General features: G+C 63.4%; 23 protein-coding genes and 1 tRNA gene. 12 read left to right on the top strand and 12 right to left on the bottom strand.

Annotated features, from left to right (window positions below):
* The first annotated feature begins 323 nt into the window (after nt 1-323).
* On the top strand, nt 324-1883 hold the full coding sequence (locus M3465_RS02520) for a 2-isopropylmalate synthase (protein ID WP_249500126.1): 1560 nt from the start codon (nt 324-326) through the stop codon (nt 1881-1883).
* A gap of 31 nt (nt 1884-1914) precedes the next feature.
* Here M3465_RS02520 and M3465_RS02525 read toward each other — a convergent pair whose 3' ends face one another.
* Nucleotides 1915-4362: a ligase-associated DNA damage response DEXH box helicase gene (locus tag M3465_RS02525; protein ID WP_249500127.1), complete on the bottom strand. Its 2448-nt coding sequence runs from the start codon at nt 4360-4362 to the stop codon at nt 1915-1917.
* A gap of 100 nt (nt 4363-4462) precedes the next feature.
* On the opposite strand from M3465_RS02525, the gene M3465_RS02530 reads away from it, so the two are divergent.
* Nucleotides 4463-5647 carry an MFS transporter gene (locus M3465_RS02530; protein ID WP_249500128.1) on the top strand — a complete coding sequence of 395 codons (1185 nt, stop codon included), beginning with the start codon at nt 4463-4465 and terminating at the stop codon, nt 5645-5647.
* A gap of 12 nt (nt 5648-5659) precedes the next feature.
* Here the strand turns inward: M3465_RS02530 and M3465_RS02535 are convergent, their stop codons facing one another.
* Nucleotides 5660-6250, bottom strand: a complete 591-nt coding sequence (locus M3465_RS02535) for a riboflavin synthase (protein WP_249500129.1) — start codon at nt 6248-6250, stop codon at nt 5660-5662.
* A 68-nt stretch (nt 6251-6318) separates the two neighbouring features.
* On the opposite strand from M3465_RS02535, the gene M3465_RS02540 reads away from it, so the two are divergent.
* From M3465_RS02540 to M3465_RS02550, 3 genes are all read left to right on the top strand, one after another.
* The gene (locus tag M3465_RS02540) at nt 6319-7602 is read left to right on the top strand and encodes a capsule polysaccharide biogenesis protein (protein ID WP_249500130.1); all 1284 of its coding nucleotides are present in this window, start codon (nt 6319-6321) and stop codon (nt 7600-7602) included.
* 100 nt (nt 7603-7702) lie between these two features.
* Nucleotides 7703-8851, top strand: coding sequence for a polysaccharide biosynthesis/export family protein (locus tag M3465_RS02545; protein ID WP_249500131.1), 1149 nt, complete (start codon nt 7703-7705; stop codon nt 8849-8851).
* Between the two features lie 8 nt (nt 8852-8859).
* Nucleotides 8860-10872: a capsule polysaccharide biogenesis protein gene (locus M3465_RS02550; RefSeq protein WP_249500132.1), complete on the top strand. Its 2013-nt coding sequence runs from the start codon at nt 8860-8862 to the stop codon at nt 10870-10872.
* Here the strand turns inward: M3465_RS02550 and ribD are convergent.
* Both ribD and nrdR read right to left on the bottom strand, forming a co-directional pair.
* Nucleotides 10851-11960: a bifunctional diaminohydroxyphosphoribosylaminopyrimidine deaminase/5-amino-6-(5-phosphoribosylamino)uracil reductase RibD gene (gene ribD, locus M3465_RS02555; RefSeq protein ID WP_249500133.1), complete on the bottom strand. Its 1110-nt coding sequence runs from the start codon at nt 11958-11960 to the stop codon at nt 10851-10853. The two genes, M3465_RS02550 and ribD, sit on opposite strands and share 22 nt — an antisense overlap.
* A gap of 1 nt (nt 11961) precedes the next feature.
* Nucleotides 11962-12435, bottom strand: a complete 474-nt coding sequence (gene nrdR, locus M3465_RS02560) for a transcriptional regulator NrdR (protein ID WP_249500134.1) — start codon at nt 12433-12435, stop codon at nt 11962-11964.
* Between the two features lie 214 nt (nt 12436-12649).
* Here nrdR and M3465_RS02565 point away from each other — a divergent pair, with 214 nt between their 5' ends.
* The 3 genes from M3465_RS02565 (at nt 12650) to M3465_RS02575 (ending at nt 13803) form a co-directional block, all read left to right on the top strand.
* The gene (locus M3465_RS02565) at nt 12650-13324 is read left to right on the top strand and encodes an SDR family oxidoreductase (protein WP_249500135.1); all 675 of its coding nucleotides are present in this window, start codon (nt 12650-12652) and stop codon (nt 13322-13324) included.
* A gap of 69 nt (nt 13325-13393) precedes the next feature.
* Entirely contained in the window at nt 13394-13597 is a 204-nt protein-coding gene (locus tag M3465_RS02570) for a dodecin family protein (RefSeq protein ID WP_249500136.1), read from the top strand.
* A 14-nt stretch (nt 13598-13611) separates the two neighbouring features.
* Nucleotides 13612-13803, top strand: a complete 192-nt coding sequence (locus M3465_RS02575; RefSeq protein ID WP_249500137.1) for a hypothetical protein — start codon at nt 13612-13614, stop codon at nt 13801-13803.
* Nucleotides 13804-13842: 39 nt separating this feature from the next.
* Here M3465_RS02575 and M3465_RS02580 read toward each other — a convergent pair whose 3' ends face one another.
* Nucleotides 13843-14121: an HlyU family transcriptional regulator gene (locus M3465_RS02580; RefSeq protein WP_249500138.1), complete on the bottom strand. Its 279-nt coding sequence runs from the start codon at nt 14119-14121 to the stop codon at nt 13843-13845.
* Here M3465_RS02580 and M3465_RS17180 point away from each other — a divergent pair.
* Nucleotides 14120-14518 (top strand): DUF378 domain-containing protein, encoded by a 399-nt coding sequence (locus M3465_RS17180; RefSeq protein ID WP_249500139.1) that lies wholly within the window; start codon nt 14120-14122, stop codon nt 14516-14518. The two genes, M3465_RS02580 and M3465_RS17180, sit on opposite strands and share 2 nt — an antisense overlap.
* Before the next feature lie 57 nt (nt 14519-14575).
* On the opposite strand, the gene rpoD is transcribed toward M3465_RS17180, so the two are convergent.
* The 4 genes from rpoD to M3465_RS02605 all read right to left on the bottom strand — a co-directional run bounded on the left by rpoD (nt 14576) and on the right by M3465_RS02605 (nt 20481).
* Complete coding sequence (rpoD, locus tag M3465_RS02590) at nt 14576-16552, bottom strand: RNA polymerase sigma factor RpoD (RefSeq protein WP_249500140.1); 1977 nt, start codon at nt 16550-16552, stop codon at nt 14576-14578.
* A 113-nt stretch (nt 16553-16665) separates the two neighbouring features.
* A complete protein-coding gene (dnaG, locus tag M3465_RS02595) occupies nt 16666-18612 on the bottom strand; it encodes a DNA primase (protein ID WP_249500141.1) in 1947 nt (648 codons plus the stop codon).
* A gap of 51 nt (nt 18613-18663) precedes the next feature.
* Complete coding sequence (locus tag M3465_RS02600) at nt 18664-18963, bottom strand: hypothetical protein (protein ID WP_249500142.1); 300 nt, start codon at nt 18961-18963, stop codon at nt 18664-18666.
* 81 nt (nt 18964-19044) lie between these two features.
* A complete protein-coding gene (locus tag M3465_RS02605; RefSeq protein ID WP_283254895.1) occupies nt 19045-20481 on the bottom strand; it encodes a Glu/Leu/Phe/Val family dehydrogenase in 1437 nt (478 codons plus the stop codon).
* 348 nt (nt 20482-20829) lie between these two features.
* Here M3465_RS02605 and M3465_RS02610 point away from each other — a divergent pair, with 348 nt between their 5' ends.
* The 3 genes from M3465_RS02610 to M3465_RS02620 are packed head-to-tail and all read left to right on the top strand — an operon-like array spanning nt 20830 to nt 23599.
* Nucleotides 20830-22437, top strand: a complete 1608-nt coding sequence (locus M3465_RS02610; protein ID WP_249500143.1) for a pilus assembly protein TadG-related protein — start codon at nt 20830-20832, stop codon at nt 22435-22437.
* On the top strand, nt 22434-22976 hold the full coding sequence (locus tag M3465_RS02615; RefSeq protein ID WP_249500144.1) for a TadE/TadG family type IV pilus assembly protein: 543 nt from the start codon (nt 22434-22436) through the stop codon (nt 22974-22976). The genes M3465_RS02610 and M3465_RS02615 overlap by 4 nt, the downstream gene beginning before the upstream one ends.
* Nucleotides 22973-23599, top strand: a complete 627-nt coding sequence (locus M3465_RS02620) for a TadE/TadG family type IV pilus assembly protein (RefSeq protein WP_249500145.1) — start codon at nt 22973-22975, stop codon at nt 23597-23599. The genes M3465_RS02615 and M3465_RS02620 overlap by 4 nt, the downstream gene beginning before the upstream one ends.
* Here the strand turns inward: M3465_RS02620 and M3465_RS02625 are convergent.
* From M3465_RS02625 to M3465_RS02635, 3 genes are all read right to left on the bottom strand, one after another.
* Nucleotides 23596-24069 (bottom strand): hypothetical protein, encoded by a 474-nt coding sequence (locus M3465_RS02625; protein WP_249500146.1) that lies wholly within the window; start codon nt 24067-24069, stop codon nt 23596-23598. The genes M3465_RS02620 and M3465_RS02625 overlap by 4 nt on opposite strands.
* 99 nt (nt 24070-24168) lie before the next feature.
* Nucleotides 24169-25968: an ABC transporter transmembrane domain-containing protein gene (locus M3465_RS02630; protein WP_249500147.1), complete on the bottom strand. Its 1800-nt coding sequence runs from the start codon at nt 25966-25968 to the stop codon at nt 24169-24171.
* Between the two features lie 132 nt (nt 25969-26100).
* A tRNA-Gly gene (locus tag M3465_RS02635) sits at nt 26101-26174 on the bottom strand.
* Nucleotides 26175-26177 lie beyond the last annotated feature (3 nt).

Here is a 26177-nt window from a genome sequence, read left to right on the forward strand (position 1 = left end):
ACGCATCGTCCCGTTTCCGTCAACGGAAACGGTTCGGGGGGCCAGCCCCCCGGACCCCCCGGAATATTTTCGGCAAGAAGAAAGAGGCACGTTTTTCCATGACGCGCTTTTTTTCCGCCGATCACTTTCCATTCGGAATTTCCCGCGTATAGTTCTTCGCATGACACCGATGGCCCATATCGCAGTTCCGACGCGCACCCGCGCTGCACTTGCGCTGGCCACCCGTCTTCTCCTAATCCGCCTCTGAGCGCGGCCGAACGGCGCGACCGCTCAGAGGAGGCTTTTCGCGCCGGGCGATTTGGACAAGACAGAAAGACCCGAACATGACGAAACAAGATGACAACCGCGTGGTGATCTTCGACACCACTTTGCGTGACGGCGAACAATCCCCCGGAGCGACCATGACGCACGCCGAGAAGCTGGAGATCGCCGAGCTTCTGGACGATATGGGCGTCGATATCATCGAGGCCGGCTTTCCCATCGCCTCCGAGGGCGATTTCCGCGCCGTGAGCGAGATCGCGGAGCGCAGCAGGAACGCGGTGATCTGCGGGCTGGCGCGTGCGCAACTGCCGGATATCGACCGCTGCTGGGAGGCGGTGAAGCACGCGCGCCGGCCGCGTATTCACACCTTCATCGGCACGTCGCCCCTGCACCGCGCCATTCCGAACCTGACCCAGGACGAGATGGCCGAGCGGATTGAGCAGACCGTGACCCATGCACGCAACCTCTGCGACAACGTGCAATGGTCGCCGATGGACGCGACGCGCACCGAATGGGATTACCTGTGCCGCGTTGTCGAGATCGCCATCAAGGCCGGCGCGACGACGATCAACATTCCCGATACGGTTGGCTATACCGCGCCGGTGGAGAGCGCCGATCTGATCCGCCGGCTGATCGAAACGGTGCCGGGCGCGGACAATGTCGTCTTCGCCACGCATTGTCACAACGATCTCGGCATGGCGACGGCAAATTCGCTGGCCGCCGTCGCGGGCGGCGCGCGGCAGATCGAATGCACGATCAACGGTCTGGGCGAACGGGCCGGCAATACCGCGCTCGAAGAGGTGGTGATGGCGCTCAAGGTGCGCAATGACATCATGCCCTGGCATACCGGGATCGACACGAGGAAGATCATGCATATCTCGCGCCGCGTGGCGACGGTGTCGGGCTTTGCCGTGCAGTTCAACAAGGCCATCGTCGGCAAGAATGCGTTTGCGCATGAGAGCGGTATCCATCAGGACGGCATGCTCAAGAACGCCGAGACCTTCGAGATCATGCGGCCCGAGGATGTCGGGCTGTCCGGCACCTCGCTGCCCTTGGGCAAACATTCGGGCCGCGCGGCCTTGCGCGCCAAGCTCAAGGAACTGGGTGTCGAGGTGGGCGACAACCAGCTCAAGGACATCTTCGTGCGGTTCAAGGATCTGGCCGACCGCAAGAAGGAGGTGTTCGACGACGACATCCTCGCGCTCGTCTCGGCCACGACCGAGGGTGACGATGCGCTGCAACTGGTCAATCTCCACGTCACCTGCGGCACCGGTCCGGCCGAAGCCACCATCGAGATGGAAATCGATGGCGAGGAGCAAAGCGCAACGAGCGAGGGCGACGGTCCGGTCGACGCCACATTCAAGGCGATCCGTATGCTGCATCCGAACAAGGCGCGGTTGCAGCTTTACCAGGTGCATGCCGTGACCGAAGGCACCGATGCGCAGGCCACCGTCAGCGTGAAACTCGAGGAGGACGGGATGATCGCCACCGGGCAATCGGCCGATACCGATACGGTTGTGGCGTCGGCCAAGGCCTATATCCATGCGCTCAACCGGTTGATCGTTCGACGGGGCAAGGGTGGCAGGGACGTGCCGGAGATCTCCTATCGCGACGTGACCTGATCCGGCGGGGGCGCGCCGCGATGCGCGCCCTTCAGAACGGCACGCGCCATTTCGGCCGGGATGGCGCGGCCTCGACCTGTGCCAGCCCGCTCGTTTCCATCAGCCGCGTGATCTCTTCCTCCAGCAGCCGCTCATCGGCTTGCCCGCGCACCGGCACCCTCCCCGGTTCCAGAAAGAGCGGCGCGGCGAGTGGCGTCACGCGGTCGAGCCGCAGCAGATCTATACGGTTGCCCACCCGTTCGGCCATCTCGCGGATGCGGGAAAAATCCACCAACCCGCGCATCGCTTCCTCGCGGGTGATCTGCATGAGCAGATGGTCGGGGTCGTATTTCAGCAACGTATCGTAGAGGATATCCGAAGACATGGTCGCCTGCCGCCCGGTCTTGCGCTGGCCGCCGATCTGCCGCTCGATCAGCCCGGCAATCGTTGCACTGGCCCGGAAGGTACGCTTCATTACCGCATTGCCGGCAAGCCAGCCGTCCAGCCCTTCCTCCAGCGCCGCGATGTCGAAAAGCGGCGCGGGATCGACAACCGCGTCCAGCCCCCAGATCAGCACCGCGTAATCGGTGGCCACGAACCCCATCGGAGCCAGCCCCTCCTCCTCCATCCGCTTGGTCAAGAGCAGCCCCAGCGTCTGCATCGCGTTGCGCCCGGCAAAGCCGTAGGCCACCAGTTGCTCGCGCCCGTCATGGGGAAAGCTCTCGATCAGCAGCCGCCCCGGTTCGGGCAGGCGGCTGACGCGGCGCTGCATGTGGAGCCAGTCGCGCGTGTGACGCGGAAGCTCGGGCCAGTCGCTTTGCTGGAACATCTCGACCACCCGCGCCGAAAGCTGGGTCGAGGTGGCGAACTTGGTGCCCATGAAGGTGGCGATCTTGGGTTTCTTGCCCGGATCGCGCGTCACCTCGACCGTCAGTTCGCGCAAGCCCTCATAGCGCACGATCTGCCCGCCGATCAGGAACGTGTCGCCTTTCGTCAGTGTGGCGGCAAAACCCTCCTCGATCTCGCCGAGGGGCGCTCCGCCCCGGCCGCGCCATTTGACCTTGAGCGTGTCGGTGTCCTGGATCGTGCCGATATTCTGCCGGATGCGCGCGGACGAGCGCGGATCGCGCAGCTGCCAGCGCCCATCGGGCAATTGCTTGAGCCGTTGCCATTGATCGTAAGCGCGCAGGGCATAACCGCCGGTTGCGCAGAAATTGAGACAGGCGTCGAATTCCTCTTGCGAGAGGGCCGCATAGGGGCCGGCGGCGCGCATCTCGTCGTAAAGCGCATCGGCATCGAACGGCCCGGAACAGGCGGCGATCAGGATGTGCTGGCACAATACATCGCGCGGCCCGCGCCCGCGCGGCTCTCCGTCAAGCTCATGCGCCTTGACGGCTTCGAGTGCCGCGACACATTCGACCACCTCGAACCGGTTGGCCGGCACCAGAAGCGCCTTGGACGGCGCATTGTAGCGGTGGTTCGCCCGACCGATCCGCTGCACCAGCCGCTTGACGTTCTTCGGCGCGCCGATCTGGATCACCAGATCCACATCGCCCCAGTCGATGCCCAGATCCAAAGACCCGGTGCAGACAATCGCCCGCAGGTCGCCCCGCACCATCGCCGCCTCGACCTTTTCGCGCTGGCCGCGATCAAGGCTGCCGTGATGGATGCCGATGGGCAGCGCGTCTTCGTTGGCAAGCCAAAGGTTGTGAAAGAAGATCTCGGCCTGCGCGCGGGTGTTGTGGAAGATCAGCGTCGTCTTGTGGCGCTTGACCTGCTCCAGCACTGCCGGAATCGCGTATTTCGCGCCGCCGCCGGACCAGGGAGGCGCTTCTTCCGTCACCAGCATGGCGATATCCGGCTCAGGCCCCGGATCGGCCATGACGATTTCGCACGGGTCTGGATGGCGGGCGAGGAACCGGGCAATCGCCGCCGGATCCTCCACGGTCGCCGACAATCCGACACGGCGCAGATCGGGGCGCATGGCCTGAAGCCGTGCCAGCGCCAGCATCAACTGATCGCCCCGCTTGCTTTCGGCCAGCGCGTGAATCTCGTCCACCACCACGCGTTTGAGCCCGGCGAACATGCGCGGCGCATCCTCATAGCTCGTCAGCAACGCGAGCGATTCCGGCGTCGTCAGCAGGATATGCGGAGGATCGCCGCGCTGGCGTTTCTTGACATGGGCCGAGGTGTCGCCGGTGCGATCCTCGACCCGGATCGGCAGACCGGCCTCCGCGATGGGCGTGCCGAGATTGCGCTTGATATCGGCGGCCAGCGCCTTGAGCGGGCTGATATAGAGCGTGTGCATCCCCTCATGCGCACCCTCCGCCAGATCGACCAATGTCGGCAGGAACCCCGCAAGCGTCTTGCCGCCCCCCGTGGGCGCGATGAGCAGCAGGCAGGGGTCGCCCGCACGCTCCAGCATCTCGCGCTGATGGGGATGAATGGACCAGCCGCGCCGGTCGAACCAGCCTTGCAGGGAGGGGGGCAATGCGCTCATGCGGGTTAGATAAGCGCGCGGCGGCGAAAGAAAACCTCTCGCGCCATTGCGGGCGCCCACCGCTTGCGCCAATGCTCCCGCAGCGAGGCAATAGGCAGTGATGCGGCATCCGGCACTTCTGACAGCGGTGATCTATCTGGCCGGGCTGGGCGCGGCGGGCCAGTTCTCCAAGCTCGCCGTCAGCTTCCTTGCGCTGAGCGAGACCTATGGCGGGCGCGAGACGACGCTCGGCTGGGCGATCTCCTCGATCAGCCTCGTGGGCGTGGTGCTCGGCCTTTTCGCGGGGATGGTCGTCAACCGCATCGGCACGCGCCGCGCGCTGATCGGATCGCTCCTGCTCGGCGCGCTCGTATCCTTCTGGCAGGCCAGCCTGCCGGCGATGCCCTGGATGATCGCCAGCCGGGTGATCGAGGGCACCTCGCACCTGTTGATCGTCGTCGCCGCCCCCACATTGATCGCAGAGACAACACCCGACCGCCTGCGCCCCGCCGCGCTGACGCTCTGGAGCACGTTTTTCGGCGTCGCCTTCGCCCTGCTTGCCATCACCGCCCCGGCACTCATCGCCTTGGGCGGGCTGCCAGCGCTGATCCTGTCGCACGGGCTCTGGATGGCCGGAGCCGCCGCGCTCTGCGCGCTGGCCCTGCCCGCGTCCGCCGCCTACACCGCGCCGCCGCAGAGCCATGGCTCGATCCTCGCGCGGCATGTCACCGCCTATGTCACGCCCGGCATCGCGGCGCCTGCGCTGGCATGGCTGTGCTATACGCTGACCTTCGTGTCGGTGCTGACGGTCCTGCCGCTCCTGATGGGCGGTGCCGCGCCGCTCTGGCTCGGCTCCGCCGCGCCGCTCGTTTCCATTGCGGTGTCGCTGACGGCGGGCGTCGCGCTTCTGTCGCGGTTTCGCGCATGGGGCGTTGTGATCGGCGGTTTCACGGCCTGCCTCGCCGCGGCGCTCGGCACCCTCGCCCTCGGCTTCACAGCAACCACAGTGCTTGCGCTCTTTGCCGCGATGGCCTTCGTGCAGGGCTCGGGCTTTGCGCTGGTGCCGCAGCTCAACCCCGATCCGAACGCGCGGGCGCTGGCCAATGGCGCGATGGCGCAGATGGGAAATCTCGGCAACCTCACCGGCACGCCGCTGCTGATCGCGCTCTATACCGGAGCGCCGGTTTGGGGTCCGTTCGCGTTCCTGGCGCTCAGCTACGGCGCCGGCATCGCGCTAACCTACCTCATCGGTCGCCGCGCCAGCCCAGCGCGTTTCTCCATCGATGGAGAAACCAGGACGCGTTGACGCGTCCTCCGCCTAGCCCTGCATTTCAGCCAGACGCGCGACGTAGCGCGCCATCGTGTCGATCTCGAGGTTCACGGCATCGCCCACCTGCGCATCTCCCCAAGTCGTCACCTCCTGCGTATGCGGGATCAGGTTGACGCCGAAACGGCAGTCCTCGACCTCGTTCACGGTAAGCGACGTGCCGTTCAGAGCCACGGACCCTTTCGGCGCGATGAACCGCGCAAGGGGGCGCGGCGCTTCGAACGTATAGCGGATACTGTCACCCTCGGGGCGCATGTCCACGATCCGCGCAAGCCCGTCGACATGACCCGACACGATATGCCCGCCAAGCTCGTCGCCGACCTTCAGCGCGCGTTCGAGATTGACCCGCGTGCCTTCGGCCCAACCGCCCAGCGTCGTCTTGTCCAGCGTCTCTGCGCTGATCTCGACCTCGAACCAGTCGGGGCCGAGCTGCACGACCGTCAGGCATACACCGCTGCAGGCGATGGAAGCGCCGATATCGATGCCGCCGGTATCGTAGCGCGTCGCGATCCGCGCGCGCAGATCGCCATTGCGCTCCACCGCGCGCACTTCGCCGATATCCGTGACGATGCCCGTGAACATGATCTTGCTCCCCTGCTCCGGCTGCCTATGCTGACCGATGATCCGGGGCCGAGGGATACTGCGCCGACATGACAAACACAACGCGGGTATTCCTGTTCCTGCAAGGCCCACATGGCCCGTTTTACGCGCAATTGGCCGCGCAGCTGGCAGAGACTGGCGCGAGAGCGTGGCGCGTGGCGTTCAACGCGGGCGACGCAGCGGCCTGGTGGGACAAGGCGACGCTGCTGCGTTTCACCGAGCCAGCTGCCGCATGGCCGGAGCGTTTCGCCCGGATTGCGCGGCAGATCAGGGCGACCGATTTGGTGCTCTATGGCGACACGCGCCGCCACCACGCAGAGGCCATCTCTGCCGCGCGCGATCTGGGCTTGACGGTGCATGTGTTCGAGGAAGGCTATCTGCGTCCCTTTTGGGCCACCTACGAACGCGGCGGGTCGAACGGCAATTCCCGGCTGATGACGATCACGCTTCCGCGTATGGCGCAGGCGCTGGAGCAAAGCCCGCCGCATCCGCCGATGCCCCCGGACCGGTGGGGCGATCTGCGCCAGCACATGGCGCATGGTGCGCTCTATCATTGGCATGTTCTCTTCAGAAACCGCGCCTTTCCCCATTACCGTCCGCACCGCGCGCAAGGCGTGGCCGAGGAGTTCCGCCTGCATCTGCTGCGCCTGCTGCGGCGGCCGCGTCACATGGTGGAGCGTGCCTTCGCGACGCGGCATATCCGCAAGGGGGGCTGGCCCTATCACGTCGTTCTGCTGCAACTCGAACATGACGCCAGCTTTCGCGCCTTCTCGGATTTCGCATCGCAAACCCAGTTCATCGAAACCGTTACAGCGGGTTTCGCCGAAGGCGCGCCGCCGCATCACCGCCTTGTGTTCAAGGCCCACCCTCTCGAAGATGGGCGCGCGCCCATCGAACGGGCGATCCGCATGTCGGCTCAGACGCATGACGTCGCAGGGCGGGTGCATTTCGTGCGCGGCGGGAAACTGGCGCATCTGCTCGGCGCGGCGCGCTCGGCCGTGACGGTCAATTCCACCGCGGCGCATCAGGCGCTCTGGCGCGGCCTGCCGGTGCGGGCATTCGGAACCTGCGTCTATGACAAGCCGGGGCTGGTCTCGCACCAGCCGCTCGCCGATTTCTTCGCCGCGCCGCAGCCGCCCGATCCCGAGCTCTACGCGATATTCCGCCAGTTCCTGCTCGAGACCAGCCAGATCCCCGGTGGCTTCTATTCGGCGCGCGGGCGGGCGGAATTGCTACGCCATGTGGTGGATCGGATACTGGTTTCGCACGATCCCTATGCGCACCGCCTGCAGCCGCGCGGGGCGAGCGCGCAACAGTTGCGTATCGTTCCTTGAGCGATGCGGGACGCGGGACTGGTCATATCGTCGCGATTTCGATAGTTTACCCCAAAAAGATAAACCGACGCAGTCCATAACGGGCCCAGGAGGCCGAGCCGTGTTCAAAACGAAATTCCGGTGGACCGGGTCCATCGCGCTTGTGCTGTCCGTCTCGCTGCTGGCGGGATGCACCCTTCCGGGTGTCGGGCCGAGCAAGAAACAGATCTTCGCGGGATCGGTGCAACGGCAAGGCGATGCCTTCGTCGTTGCCGTCGACGACCGTATCACCCGCGCGACAGCGGTCGTTCCGGCCCTCGGGTTTTCCGATGCGTTTCTCAATACCAGCCTGCAAGGCGCCGACGTCATCCGCCCGGGCGACACGCTGGGGCTGACGATCTGGGAAAATGTCGACGACGGGCTGCTGGCCGCGGAGGCGACCAACGCGACCGCGTTGGAAAGCGTGCAGGTCGATGGCGCGGGCTTCATCTTCGTGCCCTATGCCGGGCGCATCAAGGCGGCGGGCAACACGCCCGAAGCGATCCGCCGCATCATTACCCGCAAGCTCGAAGACCAGACCCCCGATCCGCAGGTCGAGGTCCGCCGCACCGCAGGCGATGGCGCGACGGTCTCGATCCTAGGCTCCGCCGGCACGCAGGGCGTGTTCCCGATCACCCGCCCCACCCGCACATTGGCTTCCATGCTCGCAAATGCCGGCGGGGTCGGGCTTTCGACCGAGATCGCGCAAGTCACCCTCACGCGCGGCGGCCGAAGCGAGACGATCTGGTTCGAGGATCTCTACGATCACCCCGAACTCGACATCGCCCTGCGCGATGGCGACCGTATCCTCATCGAGGCGGATGAACGTTCCTTCACCGCGCTCGGCGCGACCGGCGCGCAAACCCGGATGACCTTCGAATCGCACACGCTCTCGGCGGTCGAGGCGCTGGCGCAACTCGGTGGGCTGAGCGCGTCCACCGCCGATCCGACGGGCATCTTCATCTTCCGCAATGAGGCACCGGAGATTGCCAATGCGGTGCTCGGACGTGCCGACCTCGTGGGAGCGCAGCGGATGATTTACGTTCTCGATCTGACCGAACCGAACGGGCTTTTCGTCGCCCGCGATTTCCTGATCCGCGACGGCGATACGATCTATGTCACCGAAGCGCCGATCGTACAGTGGAACCGTACGATCGCGGCGATCACCGGTACGCTTGGCGGGGCAAGCGGTTTGGCAGACAGCGCACAGACCGGGCTCGGCCTGCAATAGGCCGCCGGGTGGCCAGCCGACCCTTTGCAGAAGGCGCCGGGGAGGAAAGCCCCCGGCGTCTTTGCGTCTATAACAGCGGCTTCCTGACCCAGCGCCGCGTCAAACGTATTCTCGCGCTTGCCGGATGGCAGGTCACGCTCGGTCGCCCCGGACCGCAGGACTGGGTCGGCATCTGGGGTGCGGCCCCGAGCGCGACACGCGGGCAAGCGGTCGCCAACCGGCGTGATGCCCCGGTGCTGCGCGTGGAGGATGCCCTTCTGCGCTCGCTTCATCCCGGCCGCGTTGCGCGCGAAGCGCCGCTCGGCCTCCTGATCGACCGGACTGGCCTGCATTTCGACGCGCGCGGGCCATCCGATCTTGAAACGCTGCTGATGCAGGATCCGCTGGATGACGCCGCTCAACTCGCGCAAGCGCGTGTCCTGATGGCCCGAATGCAGACGCTGCGGCTGTCCAAATACAACGCCTATGACACGGACGCGGCATTGCCGGAGCCGGGCTATGTGCTCGTCATCGATCAGGCCGAAGGCGATGCGTCGGTCACCGCCTCCGTTCCCGGCGCGGACATGGCGCGGGCCCGCTTCGCCGAGATGCTCTATTACGCACAGACCGAACATCCCGGCGCGCGCATCCTGATCCGCACGCATCCCGAAACGCAAGCGGGCAAGCGCGGCGGGCATTTCTCGCAGGAACAGGTCAACGGACGGGTGTCCTTCGTCGAAGGCAATCCGGCTCCGGCGGACCTGCTGGAGGGCGCGATTGCGGTCTATACCCTGTCCTCGCAGATGGGGTTCGAGGCGATCCTCGCCGGCCACAGACCGCGCGTCTTCGGCACGCCCTTTTATGCCGGATGGGGGCTGACGGACGATGAACACACCCTGCCGCGCAGGCAGCGCAACTTGACGCGGGCGCAGCTTTTTGCCGGCGCGATGATACGCTATCCGATCTGGTATGATCCCTACGAAGATCGCCTCTGCGATCTCGGCCGGGTCATGGACACGCTGGAAGCCACCCGCCGCGCTTGGCAGGAGGATCGTCACGGCTGGACCGGGCGCAATATCCGCCTTTGGAAACGTCCGCATATGCAGGCGATGTTCGGGCAATTCACCCCGATGCGCTTCGGCGGAAAGTCAGGCGCGCGCCGCGAAATGGTATGGGGGGCGACGACGCATCTGGGGGCGTGCAGCGTGGAGGACGGGTTTCTGCGCTCACGCGGGCTCGGCGCGGACCTGGTGCCGCCCCTGTCGCTCGTGCTGGACGATCTGGGCATCTACTACGATCCGTCCCGCCCCTCACGGCTGGAGACCTTGATCGCCCGGAACGCGGACCTGCCGGAACACGCCGCGGATCGCGCGCGGCGGTTGGTCGAAAAGATCATCGCCGGGGGCGTGACGAAATACGCCGCTGCACCCGACACGCACCTGAAGATCGACGCAGCCGGAAAGCCCGTCATCCTCGTTCCGGGACAGGTGGAGGATGATGCATCGCTGCGTTTCGGCAGCCCGGAGGTTCGAAGCAACGCCGCGTTGCTCAAGCGCACGAGGGACGCCAATGCAGATGCGTTCATCCTCTACAAACCGCATCCCGATGTCAGCGCCGGGCTGCGCTCCGGTGCCGTGGAAAACGCACTCGAATGGGCCGATCAGACCACCGATGCGCCGATGTCCGCGTTGCTCGACCGGGTGGATGGGCTTTGGACGATGACCTCGCTTGCCGGGTTCGAGGCGCTCTTGCGCGGCGTGCCGGTCACGGTGCTGGGGCTGCCCTTCTATGCCGGCTGGGGGCTGACGACCGATCTTTGCCCGACGCCGGATCGCCGGGGGCGACTGGTGAGCCTCGACGCGCTGGTTCACGCCGCGCTGATTGACTATCCGCGCTATCACGACCCGGTGACGAATACGCCTTGCCCGGTCGAAGTGGCCGTGGACAGGCTCGCCTCCGGCGCGGCAGCGAACTCCAGACCGCTCCGGCTTCTTGCCAAGCTGCAAGGCGCGCTGGCGAGCTACTCCTGGGCGTGGCGCTGACGCGTCCAGCTTTGCACGACATCGTTGCCGATCCGGCGCAGATCCCGAAGCGTGAAGCGCGGCGCGTCGGACAGACGTTCCAGCCCTAACGCACCGAGCGCGGGGCGCCCTTCCGCACCGACGACGACGCCGCCGACATGCAGCTCGAGCCGGTCGACAAGATCCGCCGATAGCAGACTCGATGCCAACTCGCCCCCACCCTCGCAGAACACCCGCGTCAAGCCGCGCGCGCCGAGCGCCTGCAGCATCGCGCCGGGATCGAGGCGCTGGCCGGTCTGGGCAACCGGGACCAATTCCACACCCGATGTCGCCCACGCGTCCTTGCGGTCGGCCGGAACATCCTCGCCATGACACAGCCAAAGTGGCGCGATATCCATCGTTCGGGAAAGATTGGTCTGGGCAGGCAGATCGAGCTTGCGCGATACGACGATCCGCACCGGTTGCCGCACGACCTCGCGGCCACGCACGGTCAGCGTCGGATCGTCCGCGCGCGCGGTGCCGCCACCGACCATGACGGCATCGTGCGTCGCGCGCAGCTCATGCACATGCGCGCGAGCGTCCGGCCCGGTGATCCACTGGCTGTCGCCGCTGGCGGTGGCGATCCTGCCGTCAAGGCTGGTCGCGAGCTTCAGCGTGACCAAAGGACGGCCAAGCGTGACGCGGGTGAAGAACCCCGCATGGTGTTCTTCGGCGGCGTCATGGCCGATGCCGGTCACCACCTCCACCCCGGCACCGCGCAGTCGGGCGAAGCCCTGCCCCGAGACACGCGGATCGCGGTCGTCGAAGGGGGCTACCACCCGCGCAACGCCAGCCGCGATCAGCGCATCGGCACAGGGCGGCGTGCGACCGTGATGCGCGCAAGGCTCGAGCGTGACATAGGCCGTCGCCCCCTGCGCCCGAGCGCCCGCCTTTGCAAGCGCCTCGGTCTCCGCATGGGGCCGCCCTCCGGGCTGCGTCCAGCCCTCGCCGATGATCTGCCCGCGCTTGACCAGAACGCACCCGACCGCCGGGTTGGGCCATGTGTTGCCCATCCCGCGACGGCCAAGCGCCAGCGCCCGCTCCATGAACGCATCATCGGCGGCGGGCATCTCAGCTTTCGGGCTTTTGCTTGTCCGACGGGCGCAATTCGCTGACGAACTTGTCGAAATCGTCCGCTTCCTGGAAATTCTTGTAGACGCTGGCAAAGCGCACATAGGCGACCGTGTCGATCCGGGCCAGCGTCTCCATCACGATCTCGCCGATCTGCTTTGACGGGATATCCGTCTCCCCGAGGCTTTCGAGGCGGCGCACGATGCCGGAAATCATCTGGTCGATGCGTTCGGGTTCGATGGGGCGTTTCTGCATGGCCATGCGGATCGAGCGTTCCAGCTTGTCGCGGTCGAAATCCTCGCGGCGGCCATTGCTCTTGATGACGACGAGATCGCGCAGCTGCACGCGCTCATAGGTCGTGAACCGCCCGCCACACGCCGGGCAGAACCGCCGACGCCGGATGGCGACATGATCCTCGGCCGGACGGCTGTCCTTGACCTGTGTGTCGATATTTCCGCAAAACGGGCAACGCATGAGCCGTCCCTTCTTCCTTCGTCACTGCCTCGAATGTAGGTTCGCCCCACTTATCCACAGCCACTATAGGAACGCCGCGAGGTTTTGGGTAGAGGCGATTTCGCCCCGCAAGGGATGGTGGCGAAATTTCGTCAGCGCTTTTGAGAACCATTCGGGTGAAACCTGTCGCCCTTGCCATACGTTGAACGGGGTAACGCAAAGCTGAGAGGGCGATATGGCACGCAAGACGATTTTCATCACCGGCGCATCCACCGGCATCGGCGAAGCAACGGCCCGCGCGGCGGCCAAAGAGGGCTGGAACGTCGGTCTCTTCGCGCGATCGAAGGACAAGCTGGAGCAGCTCGCCTCCGATCTCGGCGATCAGGCGCTGGCGCTTCCGGGCGATGCGACGGATTTCGATGAACAGAAACAGGCGCTGGACAGGCTCGCCGATCATTTCGGCAGCGTCGATGCGGCCTATGCCAACGCGGGAACCGGGCTTAGCACGTCTGGCACCGAAGCAGGCGATCCCGAGGAGTGGCACAAGATGGTGCATATCAACATCCTCGGCGTTCTTTGGACGACGAAGGCCGCAATGCCCCATCTGCGCAAGAGCACGGGACATCTGCTGATGACCGGATCGGCCGCAGGGCGACGCCATATCGCGGGGTCGGTCTATGGCGCGTCCAAATGGTTCGTGCATGGCTATGGCGGCAATGTCGCCGAAGAGATGCGCGAATGGGGCGGGCGCTGCACGGTGATCGCGCCGGGGATGGTGGACACGCCGTTCTTCGAAGACGCCAAACCCGACAAGCTCAAGCCCGAGGATATCGCGCGCTCCGTCGTTTTCGCGCTGGGCGCCGACCCGCGCGCCAATGTGCAGGAAGTGTTCGTGATGCCGACGGGCTGAGGATGCCCTGTTCGGAACCATCGGTAGCGCGGTTTGTTCTTCCCTAAGGTAACCGCAAAGGAGGATACCATGAGCATTGCAAAAGTGACCGAAATCTCCGCAACCTCACCGAACAGCTTCGACGATGCGACACGCGAAGGCATCGAACGGGCCGCCAAGACCATTCGCAACATCAAGAGCGCGTGGGTCAAGGATCAGAACGTTATGGTCGAGAATGGCAAGATCACCGAGTTCAAGGTGAATCTCGCGATCACGTTCCTTCTCGACGATTGAGGGCGGGTATCGGCATGACCAATTCCGATCCCAAAACCGGCCCCGGCACCACGAACGATCCTAACCAAGCCGATCGGGCACCCGATCCGCGCCGGGATCGTTCTGCGGATGTTCCCGAAACGTCCGACGGGCCGGAACAGACCAACCCGGATCCGAAAACAGGGCCGGGCACCACGAGCGATCCGAACCAAGCGGATCGCACCTGAACCACACGGGCCGGGCGGATATGCCCGGCCTGTTTCCGTTCAGCGGAAAATCTCTTCGCCCTGCTGATCGATCAGCATTCTCGCTTTTCCGAGGGACGCATCGACCGCCGCGGCGCGGCTTTCAAGCGTGTCGGCACGGATCATACGATGCGTCTTGATCTCGCCGCCGGTCTCCTTTTCGATCCGCGCGCCGATCCTCCACCGCCCGCCCTCGTTGATCGGGTCGGGATGAATGGTGAATCCCTTGTGCTCTTCGGCCGGCGCGGTCGTGGGCGTTGCGCCGTCACGCGATCCGAACAGGCGTTTCAAAAGTGACATGGGCGAGCCCCCCCCTTCTCTTCTGCGCAAGGCTATCAGCGATACCGGCGACCCGGAAGTCACACTCTGGCCGGCACTCGACATATCGTCCGAGACGCGGGTCATGCGCTGGAACAATCGGCGCGGCGCGTTGTTTCTCCACCTGAATGATAAACTTCAAGGAGATCTCATCATGAAGGCGCTGAACGCGACAGCTCTCATTCTCATCATCGTCGGCGGTTTGAACTGGGGGCTTGTGGGCCTTTTCGATTTCAACCTCGTTTCGGCGATCTTCGGCATCGATAGCTGGCTGACGAACCTTATCTACATTCTTGTGGGTATCGCGGCGATTTATGGATTCGTACTGCTGAAGCCGGTCATGAATTCGGCATCCGAGACGCACAGCCATTCCCGGTAAGACGCAGGAAACACCCGCAGCGACGAAAAGGGGGCCGCGCGGCCCCCTCTTTTGTTTTCACTGATCTAGGAAAGACCGCAGCTTGCGGCTGCGGCTCGGATGCTTGAGCTTGCGCAGCGCCTTGGCCTCGATCTGGCGGATGCGTTCGCGGGTGACCGAGAATTGCTGGCCTACCTCTTCGAGCGTGTGATCGGTGTTCATGCCGATGCCAAAGCGCATCCGCAGCACGCGCTCCTCGCGCGGGGTGAGCGAGGACAGAACGCGCGTCGTCGTTTCCTTGAGATTGTCCTGAATGGCGGCATCCAGGGGCAGAACCGCGTTCTTGTCCTCAATGAAATCGCCAAGCTGGCTGTCTTCCTCGTCACCGATGGGCGTCTCCAGCGAAATCGGCTCCTTGGCGATCTTCATCACCTTGCGAACCTTTTCAAGCGGCATCTGCAGTTTCTCGGCCAGCTCCTCGGGCGTCGGCTCACGGCCGATCTCGTGCAGCATCTGACGGCCGGTGCGGACCAGCTTGTTGATCGTTTCGATCATGTGCACCGGGATGCGGATCGTGCGGGCCTGATCCGCGATGGAGCGGGTGATCGCCTGACGGATCCACCATGTCGCGTAAGTGGAGAACTTGTACCCGCGGCGGTATTCGAACTTGTCGACCGCCTTCATCAGGCCGATATTGCCTTCCTGGATAAGGTCAAGGAACTGCAAACCACGGTTGGTATATTTCTTGGCAATCGAAATCACGAGGCGCAGGTTGGCTTCGACCATTTCCTTCTTGGCTTGCCGCGCTTCTTTCTCACCCTTCTGGACCTGTGCCACGATGCGGCGGAATTCGCTGATGTCGAGGCCGACATACTGACCGACCTGCGCCATGTCCGCGCGCAGTTCTTCGGCCTTGTCGAGCGAGCGTTCGATGAACATCTGCCAGCCGCGGCCCGACTTTTCGGCCATCTCGTCAAGCCAGTTGGGATCGAGCTCGCGTCCGCGATAAGCGTCGATGAATTCGCGCCGGTTGATGCGCGCTTGGTCGGCAAGTTTCACCATCGCGCTGTCGATGGACATGATGCGCTTGTTGATGCCGTAAAGCTGGTCGATCAGCGCTTCGATCCGGTTGTTGTGCAGGTGCAATTCGTTCACCAGCTCGACGATCTCGGAGCGGAGCTTCTGATAGCGTTCCTCGTCCGCCGTGCTGAAGGAGCCATCCTCGTTCAGCGTTGCGGAAATGCGACTGTCCTGCATGCTCGACAGTTCCGCGTAATCCTGCGCGATCCGGTCGAGCGTTTCGAGAACGCGCGGCTTGAGGGCGGCTTCCATCGCGGCGAGCGACATATTCGCTTGCTCGTCCTCGTCGTCATCGTCTTCGGTCGTGATCGGGTTGCCGTCGGCATCGAGTTCCTTGCCCTCATCCGCCTTGGCTTCGGGCTTGGCCGCGCCATCGACCACCGGGGCGACGACCTCTTCCTCGCCCATCTGGTTGCCGAACGTGGTCTCAAGATCGATCACGTCGCGCAGCAGAATGTCCTCGGACAGCAATTCCTCGCGCCAGATGGTGATCGCCTGGAAGGTCAGCGGGCTTTCGCACAGGCCCAGGATCATCGTGTTCCGGCCGGCCTCGATCCGCTTGGCGATGGCGATCTCGCCCTCGCGGCTGAGCAGTTCGACAGAGCCCATCTCGCGCAGATACATGCGCACCGGATCATCCGTCCGGTCAAGCTTTTCCGACCCGCCCGAGGACAGCGCGACCTCGCCCGGCTTGGCCGTCTGGACAAGATCGGTGGCGCCCTTATCCTCTTCCTCGGCTTCCTCGTCCTCTTCGGTGATCTGGATGCCCATTTCGGACAGCATCGACATCACATCCTCGATCTGGTCGGAACTGACCTGATCGGGCGGCAGCACTTCGTTCAACTGGTCATAGGTGATGTAACCGCGCTCGCGCGCGTCGGCGATCATCTTCTTGACCGCAGCCTGGCTCAGATCAAGGCTGACATCTTCCTCACGGGGTTCTGTCTTGGCGTCGTCGTTATCTTTGGCGGCCATGGATGCTCCTGTCGAGGCGGGGCGATTCGATAGGACCGAATCATTAGCGCGAGATTGGCGATTCGCACACCCGTTTACCTGTTTTCTATAACGTGTTCCTTAGCAAAACACCGTCAACCTCCGGGTTTGTCGAATCGTATCGTCTCCATCAGGGCGGCGAAGGCGCTGCGTTCTTCCCGGTTGATCGGGGCCCCGTTGGGACCGCGATCGTATTCTGTCTTGTCCTCGGCCTGCGCCCTTTGCGCCGATTGCCGGGCCAGCGCGGCCTGCGCCAGACGCCATGTCAAACTCTCGTCGGCGGGGCCGTGCAGATCCTCTGACGCTTCCGCGATCTCGGCATCGAGCCCGGCGCGCGCTTCGAGTTTCGCAAGCTCCTCGGCAATCGTGAGCCGCGTCAGATCGCGGTCGCCCCGGTTGCGCAGACAAGGTGTGATCGCCACATGGCGTGCGCGGCACAGCATTTCAAGGGCATCGCCGCCCAGCGCGCTATCTGCGGCCTCGCGAAGATCGTCCCCCGGCGCGCCCGCATGGCGCAACAGGCAGTCGCGCAGCGCGGCGTGATCGGGATCGGCGCAGCGCATGGTTTCGATCTGGCTCTCGAATTCCGTGATCAGGACCGGCTCGGTGAGAAGCGCCGCGAGGATCACCGCTTCGCGCAAGCGGTCCTCGACATCGCCGCCGCCCGACGCAAGCAGCGAGCCGCGCGTATCCTCCGTCGGCTTGGCGGGAGGCGAGGCTGCGCCGCGACGGAACGGGCCGCGTCCCGGGGGGCGCGGCGTCTTGAACAATTCCCAGCGGAGGCGCTTGATCTCTTCGCCGTAATGGCTGCGCAAAGAGGGATCCTGAATGGTGCGCAAACGCTCGCGCAGCGTCTTGTCGAGTGCGGCCTTGCGCTCCGGACTGTCGAAGATGCGCCCTTCCGTCTCGCGGCGCCAGAGCAGATGCACCATCGGTTGCGCCGCGTCGAGCAAGGCCTGCATCGCGGATTGCCCCTTGGCGCGGATCAGATCGTCGGGATCCTGGCCCTCGGGCAGCAGCACGAAGCGCAACGACTTGCCCGCCTCGAGCAGTGGCAGCGCGGTGTCGATCACGCGATAGGCCGCCTTGAGCCCGGCCGCATCGCCATCCAGCGCCATGATCGGCTCGTCCGCGATCCGCCAAAGCATCTGCAGCTGCGCCTGCGTCACCGCCGTGCCAAGCGGCGCGACGGCGGCATCGAACCCGCCCGTCGCCAGCGCGATCACGTCCATGTAGCCTTCGGCGACGATCAGCGGCTTGCCCCGCCCCGCCGCCTCGCGCGCGGAGGCGAGGTTGTAGAGCGTTCGGCTCTTGTCGAAAAGCGGGGTTTCGGGGCTGTTGAGGTATTTCGCGTTGTCATTCGGATCCATCGCTCGTCCGCCGAAGGCGATGGGCCGCCCGCGCGCATCGAGGATCGGAAACATGATGCGGTTGCGAAACGTGTCGTAGGGTTTGCCGCCCTTCTGCGACGGCTTGGCCAGCCCGGCCTCGATGATCTGCTCGGCCTTCACGCCCTGCCCGGTCAGATGATCCAAGAGTCCCTGCCAGCCGGCAGGCGCGAAGCCGATGGCGAAACGGTCCTGCGCGGCATCGTCCAGCCCGCGCCGGGCCAGATAGGCACGCGCTTCGGCGCCCGCGCCACCGCGCAACTGCATCCGGAAAAAGCGAACGGCCTTGTCCACCACGTCGATCAGCAACGTCCGTCGATCCGCTTTCTCCTGCGCCTTTGGATCGCGCGCGGGCATGGTCATTCCGGCTTCGGAGGCGAGGATTTCAACGGCTTCCATGAAGGATACGTTTTCCGTCTCGCAGACGAAGGAAATGGCGTCGCCCTTGGCATGACAGCCGAAGCAGTAGTAAAATCCCTTGCGATCATCGACGTGGAAGCTGGGCGATTTTTCCTGATGGAAGGGGCATGGCGCCCACATATCGCCCTTGGCCTGATTGGATTTGCGCTGGTCCCACAGCACCTTGCGCCCCGCCACTTGGCCAAGGCTGGTGCGGCTGCGCAACTCGTCCAGAAATCCAGGTGGAAGGCTCATGTCAGGAATATCGGCGCTGCGGCGCGCTGAGTCCAGTGGGCAGCAGCGCGGCTATTGCGACAGACAGACCTGATAGAGCGCGTTGCTGACCTCGGGGGTCATCTGTTCCTCCGGCAGGCTGTAGATCCATTCGACCAGCGCCGGGATGGCGGACTCGTAATTTCTGGCATCCTCGGGGAGTTTTCCGATCACCTGAGCGGTCGCCCGCTTCGCATTTGCACCGGCTTTGCGCTGGCTCATGATGTCGGTCGCGATCTGGCCCTGCTTACGACATTCGGCTTCCTTGCCTTGAGCAAGAGCCGCGTTGGAAAAGCCGAACATCGTGGCGGCGATCAGAACGGTGCGGATCATGGGAAACCTCCGGAATTGGAATCGGCGCGGGCCGGATCGAATTTCGCGGTATCTAGTCCGGCCCGCAACGAATGTCACCTGTCAGAGACCCTTTGCGCGATAGCTCGCGGCGACTTTCTCGATCGATGCGATATAGGCCGCGGTGCGAAGATCGCTGACATCCTCGCGGCCATGCCAGATTTCGCGCATGGACTGATAGGCGATGCGCATCGTGTCATCGAGCCCCGAGCGCACCAGTTCCAGCTCGTCCGCACCACGAAGATATTTCGATTTGAAGTTCGGCGTCATCGACCACTTGTCACCCAGATGTTCGCTCAACCGCTCCAACTCGCGAACGATCAATTCGTGCCGCGCCTCCTCTTGGCGGCGCTGCATCCGGCCGAAGCGGATATGACTGAGGTTCTTCACCCATTCGAAATAGGACACCGTCACGCCGCCCGCGTTGGCATACATATCCGGGATGATCACGGTGCCTCTCTCGCGCAGGATGTCGTCCGCCCCTGCGGTGATCGGGCCATTCGCCGCTTCGATGATCAGCGGTGCCTTTATCTCATGCGCGTTCTTGAGGTTGATCACGCCCTCAAGGGCCGCCGGGATGAGAATGTCGCACTCGGCCTCCAGAACGGCGGCGCCCTCCGCAGTGTGGGAGGCATCGGGATAGGACGCAACGCCGCCATGTTTGACCATCCAGTTGCGCACCGCTTCGACATCGAGCCCGGCTTGGTTATAAAGCGCTCCGTCACGTTCGATGATCCCGACGATCTTCGCGCCGTCCTCCTCCTCCAGGAACTTCGCCGCGTGATAGCCGACATTGCCCAGCCCCTGGACAATGACGCGTTTGCCATCGAGCGTGCCGGACAGGCCCGCCGCCTTCACATCCTCCGGGTGCCGGAAAAACTCTCGCAGCGCGTATTGAACGCCGCGCCCCGTCGCCTCCACCCGGCCCGAGATGCCGCCCGCATTGAGCGGCTTGCCCGTCACGCAGGCCCGCGCGTTGATATCCGTCGTGTTCATGCGCGCGTATTGGTCGGCGATCCAGGCCATCTCGCGCTCGCTGGTGCCCATGTCGGGCGCCGGCACGTTCTGCGCGGGATTGATCAGGTCGCGCTTGGCCAGCTCATAGGCAAAGCGGCGGGTGATCAATTCGAGTTCATGCTCGTCATATTCGCGCGGATCGATGCAGAGCCCGCCCTTGGAGCCACCGAAGGGCGCCTCCACCAGAGCGCATTTATAGGTCATCAGCGCAGCCAGCGCCTCCACCTCGTCCTGGTTGACCGAAGGCGCGTAACGGATACCGCCCTTGACCGGCTCCATGTGTTCGGAATGAACCGAGCGATAGCCGGTGAAGGTCTGGATATGTCCGCGCAGGCGCACGCCGAACCGGACAGTATACGTGGCGTTGCAGACGCGGATTTTCTCCTCCAGGCCCGGCCGCAGGTCCATCAGCGCGACCGCGCGATTGAACATCAGGTCAACCGATTGGCGGAATGTCGGTTCGTTTCCGGGGGTAATGTTCATCAGTCTCTCCTTGGATAGCGGTGCGCCCTGTCGTGACAGGCCAGCCATGAAAACCGGGTTAACCTGAACAGGTCTGCAGGGAATTTACCATGCCTTTCCGATCGATCCGGCGCCTCACTGTTTCACCTCAGGCCTCAATCCTGCCAGCGAAGACGATTTATCCATTAAATTCAATACACTCCTAAAAATTTCCATATTTTTGGCCTTATTCTCGCCGTGTTTCGCCTTCACTTCTTCAAAAATCTAAGTGGGGTGTCAGTCCGTCTCCAAAAGGCGGGAAAGAGGTAACAAATGATCGGATTAAGCAACCTTCTGCCAAGGCTGCCGGTCGGGAAACGGAAGAAGTCCGTGTTGCGGTCGAGTGTGGCCGGGACACTGACCCGCTTTGCCCGTGAAACCGACGGCAATATGTCTATTCTCGCATTGAGCGGGTCGATGATGATGCTCGTTTTCGGCGGCGTCGGGATCGACATGATCTATTCCGAAGTGCAGCGGACGAAACTTCAGAATACGCTCGACCGGGCGGTTCTCGCGGCGGCGAACCTCGATCAGGAACTCGACCCCGATCTCGTGGTCCGCGAATATTTCCGCGCGATGAACATGTCGGACGCGCTGTCGAGCGTTTCGGTCGATGAAGGGCTCAGCCACCGGATCGTGAGCGCACAAGCCTCACGCGAGTATGACGCGAACTTCCTCAAGCTGCTCGGCGTCGACAGCATGCATTCCGGCGGATCGGCCACTGCGGAGGAGCGGATCTCGAATGTCGAGATCTCGATGGTGCTCGACATTTCCGGCTCGATGGGCCGCAACAACAAGATCGGCAACCTGCGCACCGCGGCGACCGAGTTCGTCGAGACTGTCATCAAGGACGACGATTCCGGTCTGACGACGATCAACATGGTGCCGTATAACGCGGTGGTGAACCTGGGATCGACCGTTGCGTCCTACTATACGCTCGATAATGCACATGACTATTCGAACTGCGTCATCTTCCCCAACTCCGCGTTCCACAGCGTCTCGATCGACCCGAACGCGGAACTCACCCGGTTGGCGCATTTCGATCTGCGCTCGCAAAGCGAGAGCAGCACGCCCAATCTGGACTACTGGTGCCCCGATGACGATTACGGCGCGATCATGGTCCATAGCTCGGATGAAGCGGCGCTCAAGACCCATATCGCTTCGCTGGGTGCCAAGGGGAATACCGCAATCGATCTTGGGATGAAGTGGGGCGTTGCCCTGCTCGATCCATCCGCCCGGCCAGTTGTGACCGACATGATTTCGGATGGTCTCGTTGTGTCCGGTGCGGCGGGGCGTCCTGCCGAATATACTGCGGAAGATGCGATCAAGATTGTCGTTCTCATGACCGACGGCAAGAACACGACGCAATACGATCTTAAGAACCAGTATAAATACGGCATGTCCGATCTCTGGATCGACGACCGGGGCGACAACAATCCCAACAACGACCGTTTCTCGCTTCGCGTCCGCGACTGGAGCGGGACGGATAACGATATTTGGTTCTGGGAGCGTTACGAAGGAAGCAACTGGAACAGCCGCTATCGCGACGAGCCCGATGGCGATGATGATGCCCGCCGGATGACCAATGCCGAGGTCTATGCGCGCTGGGGCACCAGGGGCTTTGCCAAGAAGTTCTACCGCAAGCCGTATTACGACGACTGGGTGAGCTACAACACCTATCGCGACGCCTACTACGGCTACAAGGGAATCGTCGGCGGCAGCAGCGCGGATCGTCGTTTGTCGGATGTGTGCGAAAAAGCGCGCGACAAGGATATCACGATCTTCGCAATCGGTTTCGAAGCTCCTGCGGAGGGTCAGGCCGCGATGCGTGATTGCGCCTCCTCCCCGGCACACTACTTCGCCGTCGAAGGGCTCGAAATCAGTGACGCGTTCCGCCAGATCGCGCGGACCATCAACCAGTTGAGGCTGACCCAATGACCCGTTTCATCAACAAGCCTATGCGCAAGTTCCTGCGCGACGAGAATGGCGCCGCCAATACGATCGAATTCGTGCTATGGGTGCCGCTATTCCTGATATTGATCATCGCGACGATTGAACTGGGTGCAATGACCCTTCGTCATACCCAACTGGAACGGGCGCTCGATTACACCGTCCGCACGGTCCGGCTCGGAACGGGCGAAGAGATGACCCACGCCGCGCTCAAGACCCAGATTTGCGAGAACACGACCTTGCTCAAGCATTGCGAAGACACGCTTCAGCTCGAAATGATCCCGCTCGATCTGCGCAACTGGAGCGAGCCCCCGGTGTCTGTTGACTGCGTGGATACGGCAAAGGAGGTCAATCCCCTTCGCCAGTTCGATGCCGGCACCGATAACGAGCTGATGTATCTACGCGCTTGCTACAAGTACGAGCCGATCGCCCCCACGGGCCTTTTGGCCAAGACAGTGTTCGCCGATGAGGACGGGTATACCAAGCTGGTGTCCTTCTCGGCCTTTGTTCAGGAGCCTTCGTCATGATTACGACCATGAGAAACCGCCTGTTGCGCTTTGCGCGCAAGACCGACGGGAATGTCAGCATGGAGGCGATGATCCTCTTCCCGGCCCTCGCCATGATTTTCGCCGCTTCATGGGTCTATTTCGATGTGATGCGACAGCAGAGCATCAGCCAGAAGGCCAATTACACGATCGGCGATATCATCTCGCGGGAAACCGAGAAGCTGGATGACGCCTATATCGACAACGCACGTCGCATGCTGTTTCATTTGACCAAAGCGCATGGTGACGACGTCGATTTGCGCGTGACGGTCATCCAGTTCGATGAGAGATCTGATTCACATCGAATTGTCTGGGGCGAAAATCGTGGAGATTGGGATGCCTTGAATACGACGGATCTCGTTGAAATGCGGCCGCTCATTCCGCAAATGGCCGATTCCGATCAGTTGATCCTCGTCGAAACGCGCGATGCCTATGTGCCAACATTCAATGTCTCGGGTATCGGACCGTTCGATATCGAGACCTATTCGTTCACCCGCCCGCGTTTCGCATCGCAGGTCATCTTCGAAGGCGTGAACGACGGAACGGGCGCGGACGGCACCACCGGTGCGGAGGATGAACCCGAAGAGGACGGCACGCCGACCTAGGGCGATCTGGCGATCATCACCGAGATGATGTCGGCCATTGGGCGGGTTTGACCTCCCGGAGTGACACCGCCCACCGCCAGCCGGCGCCCGACGCGCCACCAAAGACCCGGCTGCCATGCGAATGGCGCCGGGTCTTTCAATGTCAGCATGAACCCGTTGGAAGGCTTGATCGCGAAGACGCCCCGGTTGACGGCTGCGATATTCGTCACAGCTGCCAGAACGGTGCCGTCGCTGTCGGTCAAGGCCTTTTCCGTGAGGAAGAGCTTGCGCGACGTTGCCTGATGCAACCGTTGCGCGGACCAGGCCGCCAGCGCCGCCAGCAGCGTCAGAACGATCTGCCAGATCGGCCCGACGGCCGGCGGGGTCAGCGCCACATAAAGCAGCAAACCGCCAAGCATCAGAAGCATCCCGATCGCGATATACCTGCGCGGCCCGGTCGGATCGATCACGGCGACAACGTCGTCAGTCATGCAAATCCCCGTCTTTCTTTCGGGCGATACATGATCGCCCACGCAAAGGCGAGTGTCTTACCAGCGTCTGCGAGGCAGGAAATACGTCGAATTCTCCGCTTATTCGGCGGCGATCCCGTCGGTGAACTGAAGCCGCGCGAGCCGTGCATAAAGTCCGTCTTGCGCCACCAGCGTATCATGCGCGCCGGTAGCCACGATGCGCCCCTGATCCATCACGATGATCCGATCCGCCTTTTTCACCGTTGCCAGACGATGCGCGACAATGATCGTGGTGCGCCCTTCGGAAAGCTCGTCCACAGCCCGCTGCACCGCGCGTTCGCTCTCCGCATCGAGCGCACTGGTCGCCTCGTCCAGGAGCAGCACCGGCGCATCGCGCAGGATGGCGCGGGCGATGGCGATGCGCTGTTTTTGCCCGCCCGAAAGCATCACGCCCCGTTCGCCGAGCCAGCTGTCATAGCCATCGGGCAACGCGGTGATGAACTCATGCGCAGCCGCGGCGCGTGCGGCGGCCTCGACTTCGGCATCGCTCGCATCGGGCCGCCCGAAACGGATGTTATCTCGCGCGGAGGCTGCGAAGATCACCGGATCTTGCGGCACGAGCGCCAGATGTTTGCGGAACGCATCGCGGCTCAGACTGTCAAGCGGCACCCCATCGATACAGACCTCGCCCCGGTCGGGATCGTAAAACCGCTGGATCAACTGAATGATCGTCGTCTTTCCCGCGCCGCTGGGGCCGACAACCGCGACCGTTTCGCCCGGTTCGATATGCAGGCTCACACCGTCAAGCGCCGCGATGTCGGGTCGGCTGGGATAAGCGAAGTGAACGTCCCGAAACGCGATCTCCCCCCGGACCGGCTCGGGCAACGCTTTGGGCCGCGCCGGATCGTTGACGGTATCCTCGACATGCAGCAACTCGACAAGTCGTTCCGTCGCCCCGGCCGCGCGTTGCAATTCGCCGAAGATCTCCGACAGCGCGGCAACGCCGCCGGCCACCATGACCGAATAGATCACGAACTGCACCAGCGCGCCGGCGCTCATCGCGCCATTGCGCACATCGGTCGCGCCGATCCAGAGCACCCCGACAATGCCCGTGAACACCAGAAAGATCACGATTGCCGTCATCTGCGCGCGCGTCCAGATGCGGCGCCGTGCAGCATCGAAGCTCTTTTCGGTCACGTCGGCAAAAGCGGCCTGAGAGATTTTCTCATGCGTGAATGCTTGAACCGTTTGCACGGCAAGCAGCACTTCGGACGCGTTTCCGGAGGATGCGGCGATCCAGTCCTGGTTCTCGCGGCTCAGCTTGCGCATCTTTCGACCCAGAACGAGGATCGGAACGATCACCAGCGGAACGATCAGAAGCACCATCGCCGTCAGTTTCGCGGAGGTGAAGAGCATCAGCACCAGACCACCGACAAAGATCAGCGCATTGCGCAGCGCGATGGAGATGGAGGAGCCGATCACGCTCAGGATCAGCGTCGTATCCGTGGTGATCCGGCTCAGAACCTCGCCTGTCATGATCTTTTCGTAGAAGGACGGGCTCAACGTGACGACCCGGTCGAACACTGCCTTGCGGATATCGGCGACCACGCGTTCCCCCAGCCGCGTGACGAGCGCATAGCGCAGCGCCGTGCCAATCGCGAGCAGCGCCGCGATGCCCAGGGCGGCGGCGAAATACCGGTCGAGCAACGCGCCGTCGGAAGTGTTGAAATTGTCCACCACCCGCCGCACGGCCAGCGGCAGGATCAACGAGATCGTCGCCGTTGCGGTCAGCGCGATCAGCGCGGCCGTCATCAGGAACTTATACGGTTTGAGAAACGGCCACAGCGCCTTGAGCGATCCCAGCTTGCGCGATTTCTCGCGCTCTTCGTTCTTGACCGGTTTGATCGTCGCATCCGCCATTGCAAAACCCGCTTTCTGTGCTGCCCGCTTAAACCTTGGAGCGCCGGAGGGGGTCAAGCCAACGCGGCACGAAAACACAGATTTTCCGCTATGACGCGATGTCAGGCCTCAGGCGCGATATCAGGGGCGTTTTGGAGCGGGCGACGGGAATCGAACCCGTATCATCAGCTTGGAAGGCTGAGGTCTTACCATTACACAACGCCCGCTCG

The organism is Marivita sp. GX14005 (assembly GCF_023370775.1).
GTDB lineage: Bacteria > Pseudomonadota > Alphaproteobacteria > Rhodobacterales > Rhodobacteraceae > Marivita.

Coding starts and splice junctions, on each gene's coding strand:
- M3465_RS02520 (WP_249500126.1), top strand. CDS start 324: ATGACGAAACAAGATGACAACCGCGTGGTGATCTTCGACACCACTTTG.
- M3465_RS02525 (WP_249500127.1), bottom strand. CDS start 4,362: ATGAGCGCATTGCCCCCCTCCCTGCAAGGCTGGTTCGACCGGCGCGGC.
- M3465_RS02530 (WP_249500128.1), top strand. CDS start 4,463: ATGCGGCATCCGGCACTTCTGACAGCGGTGATCTATCTGGCCGGGCTG.
- M3465_RS02535 (WP_249500129.1), bottom strand. CDS start 6,250: ATGTTCACGGGCATCGTCACGGATATCGGCGAAGTGCGCGCGGTGGAG.
- M3465_RS02540 (WP_249500130.1), top strand. CDS start 6,319: ATGACAAACACAACGCGGGTATTCCTGTTCCTGCAAGGCCCACATGGC.
- ribD (WP_249500133.1), bottom strand. CDS start 11,960: ATGCCCGCCGCCGATGATGCGTTCATGGAGCGGGCGCTGGCGCTTGGC.
- nrdR (WP_249500134.1), bottom strand. CDS start 12,435: ATGCGTTGCCCGTTTTGCGGAAATATCGACACACAGGTCAAGGACAGC.
- M3465_RS02565 (WP_249500135.1), top strand. CDS start 12,650: ATGGCACGCAAGACGATTTTCATCACCGGCGCATCCACCGGCATCGGC.
- M3465_RS02570 (WP_249500136.1), top strand. CDS start 13,394: ATGAGCATTGCAAAAGTGACCGAAATCTCCGCAACCTCACCGAACAGC.
- M3465_RS02575 (WP_249500137.1), top strand. CDS start 13,612: ATGACCAATTCCGATCCCAAAACCGGCCCCGGCACCACGAACGATCCT.
- M3465_RS17180 (WP_249500139.1), top strand. CDS start 14,120: ATGGGCGAGCCCCCCCCTTCTCTTCTGCGCAAGGCTATCAGCGATACC.
- M3465_RS02580 (WP_249500138.1), bottom strand. CDS start 14,121: ATGTCACTTTTGAAACGCCTGTTCGGATCGCGTGACGGCGCAACGCCC.
- rpoD (WP_249500140.1), bottom strand. CDS start 16,552: ATGGCCGCCAAAGATAACGACGACGCCAAGACAGAACCCCGTGAGGAA.
- dnaG (WP_249500141.1), bottom strand. CDS start 18,612: ATGAGCCTTCCACCTGGATTTCTGGACGAGTTGCGCAGCCGCACCAGC.
- M3465_RS02600 (WP_249500142.1), bottom strand. CDS start 18,963: ATGATCCGCACCGTTCTGATCGCCGCCACGATGTTCGGCTTTTCCAAC.
- M3465_RS02605 (WP_283254895.1), bottom strand. CDS start 20,481: ATGAACATTACCCCCGGAAACGAACCGACATTCCGCCAATCGGTTGAC.
- M3465_RS02615 (WP_249500144.1), top strand. CDS start 22,434: ATGACCCGTTTCATCAACAAGCCTATGCGCAAGTTCCTGCGCGACGAG.
- M3465_RS02620 (WP_249500145.1), top strand. CDS start 22,973: ATGATTACGACCATGAGAAACCGCCTGTTGCGCTTTGCGCGCAAGACC.
- M3465_RS02625 (WP_249500146.1), bottom strand. CDS start 24,069: ATGACTGACGACGTTGTCGCCGTGATCGATCCGACCGGGCCGCGCAGG.
- M3465_RS02630 (WP_249500147.1), bottom strand. CDS start 25,968: ATGGCGGATGCGACGATCAAACCGGTCAAGAACGAAGAGCGCGAGAAA.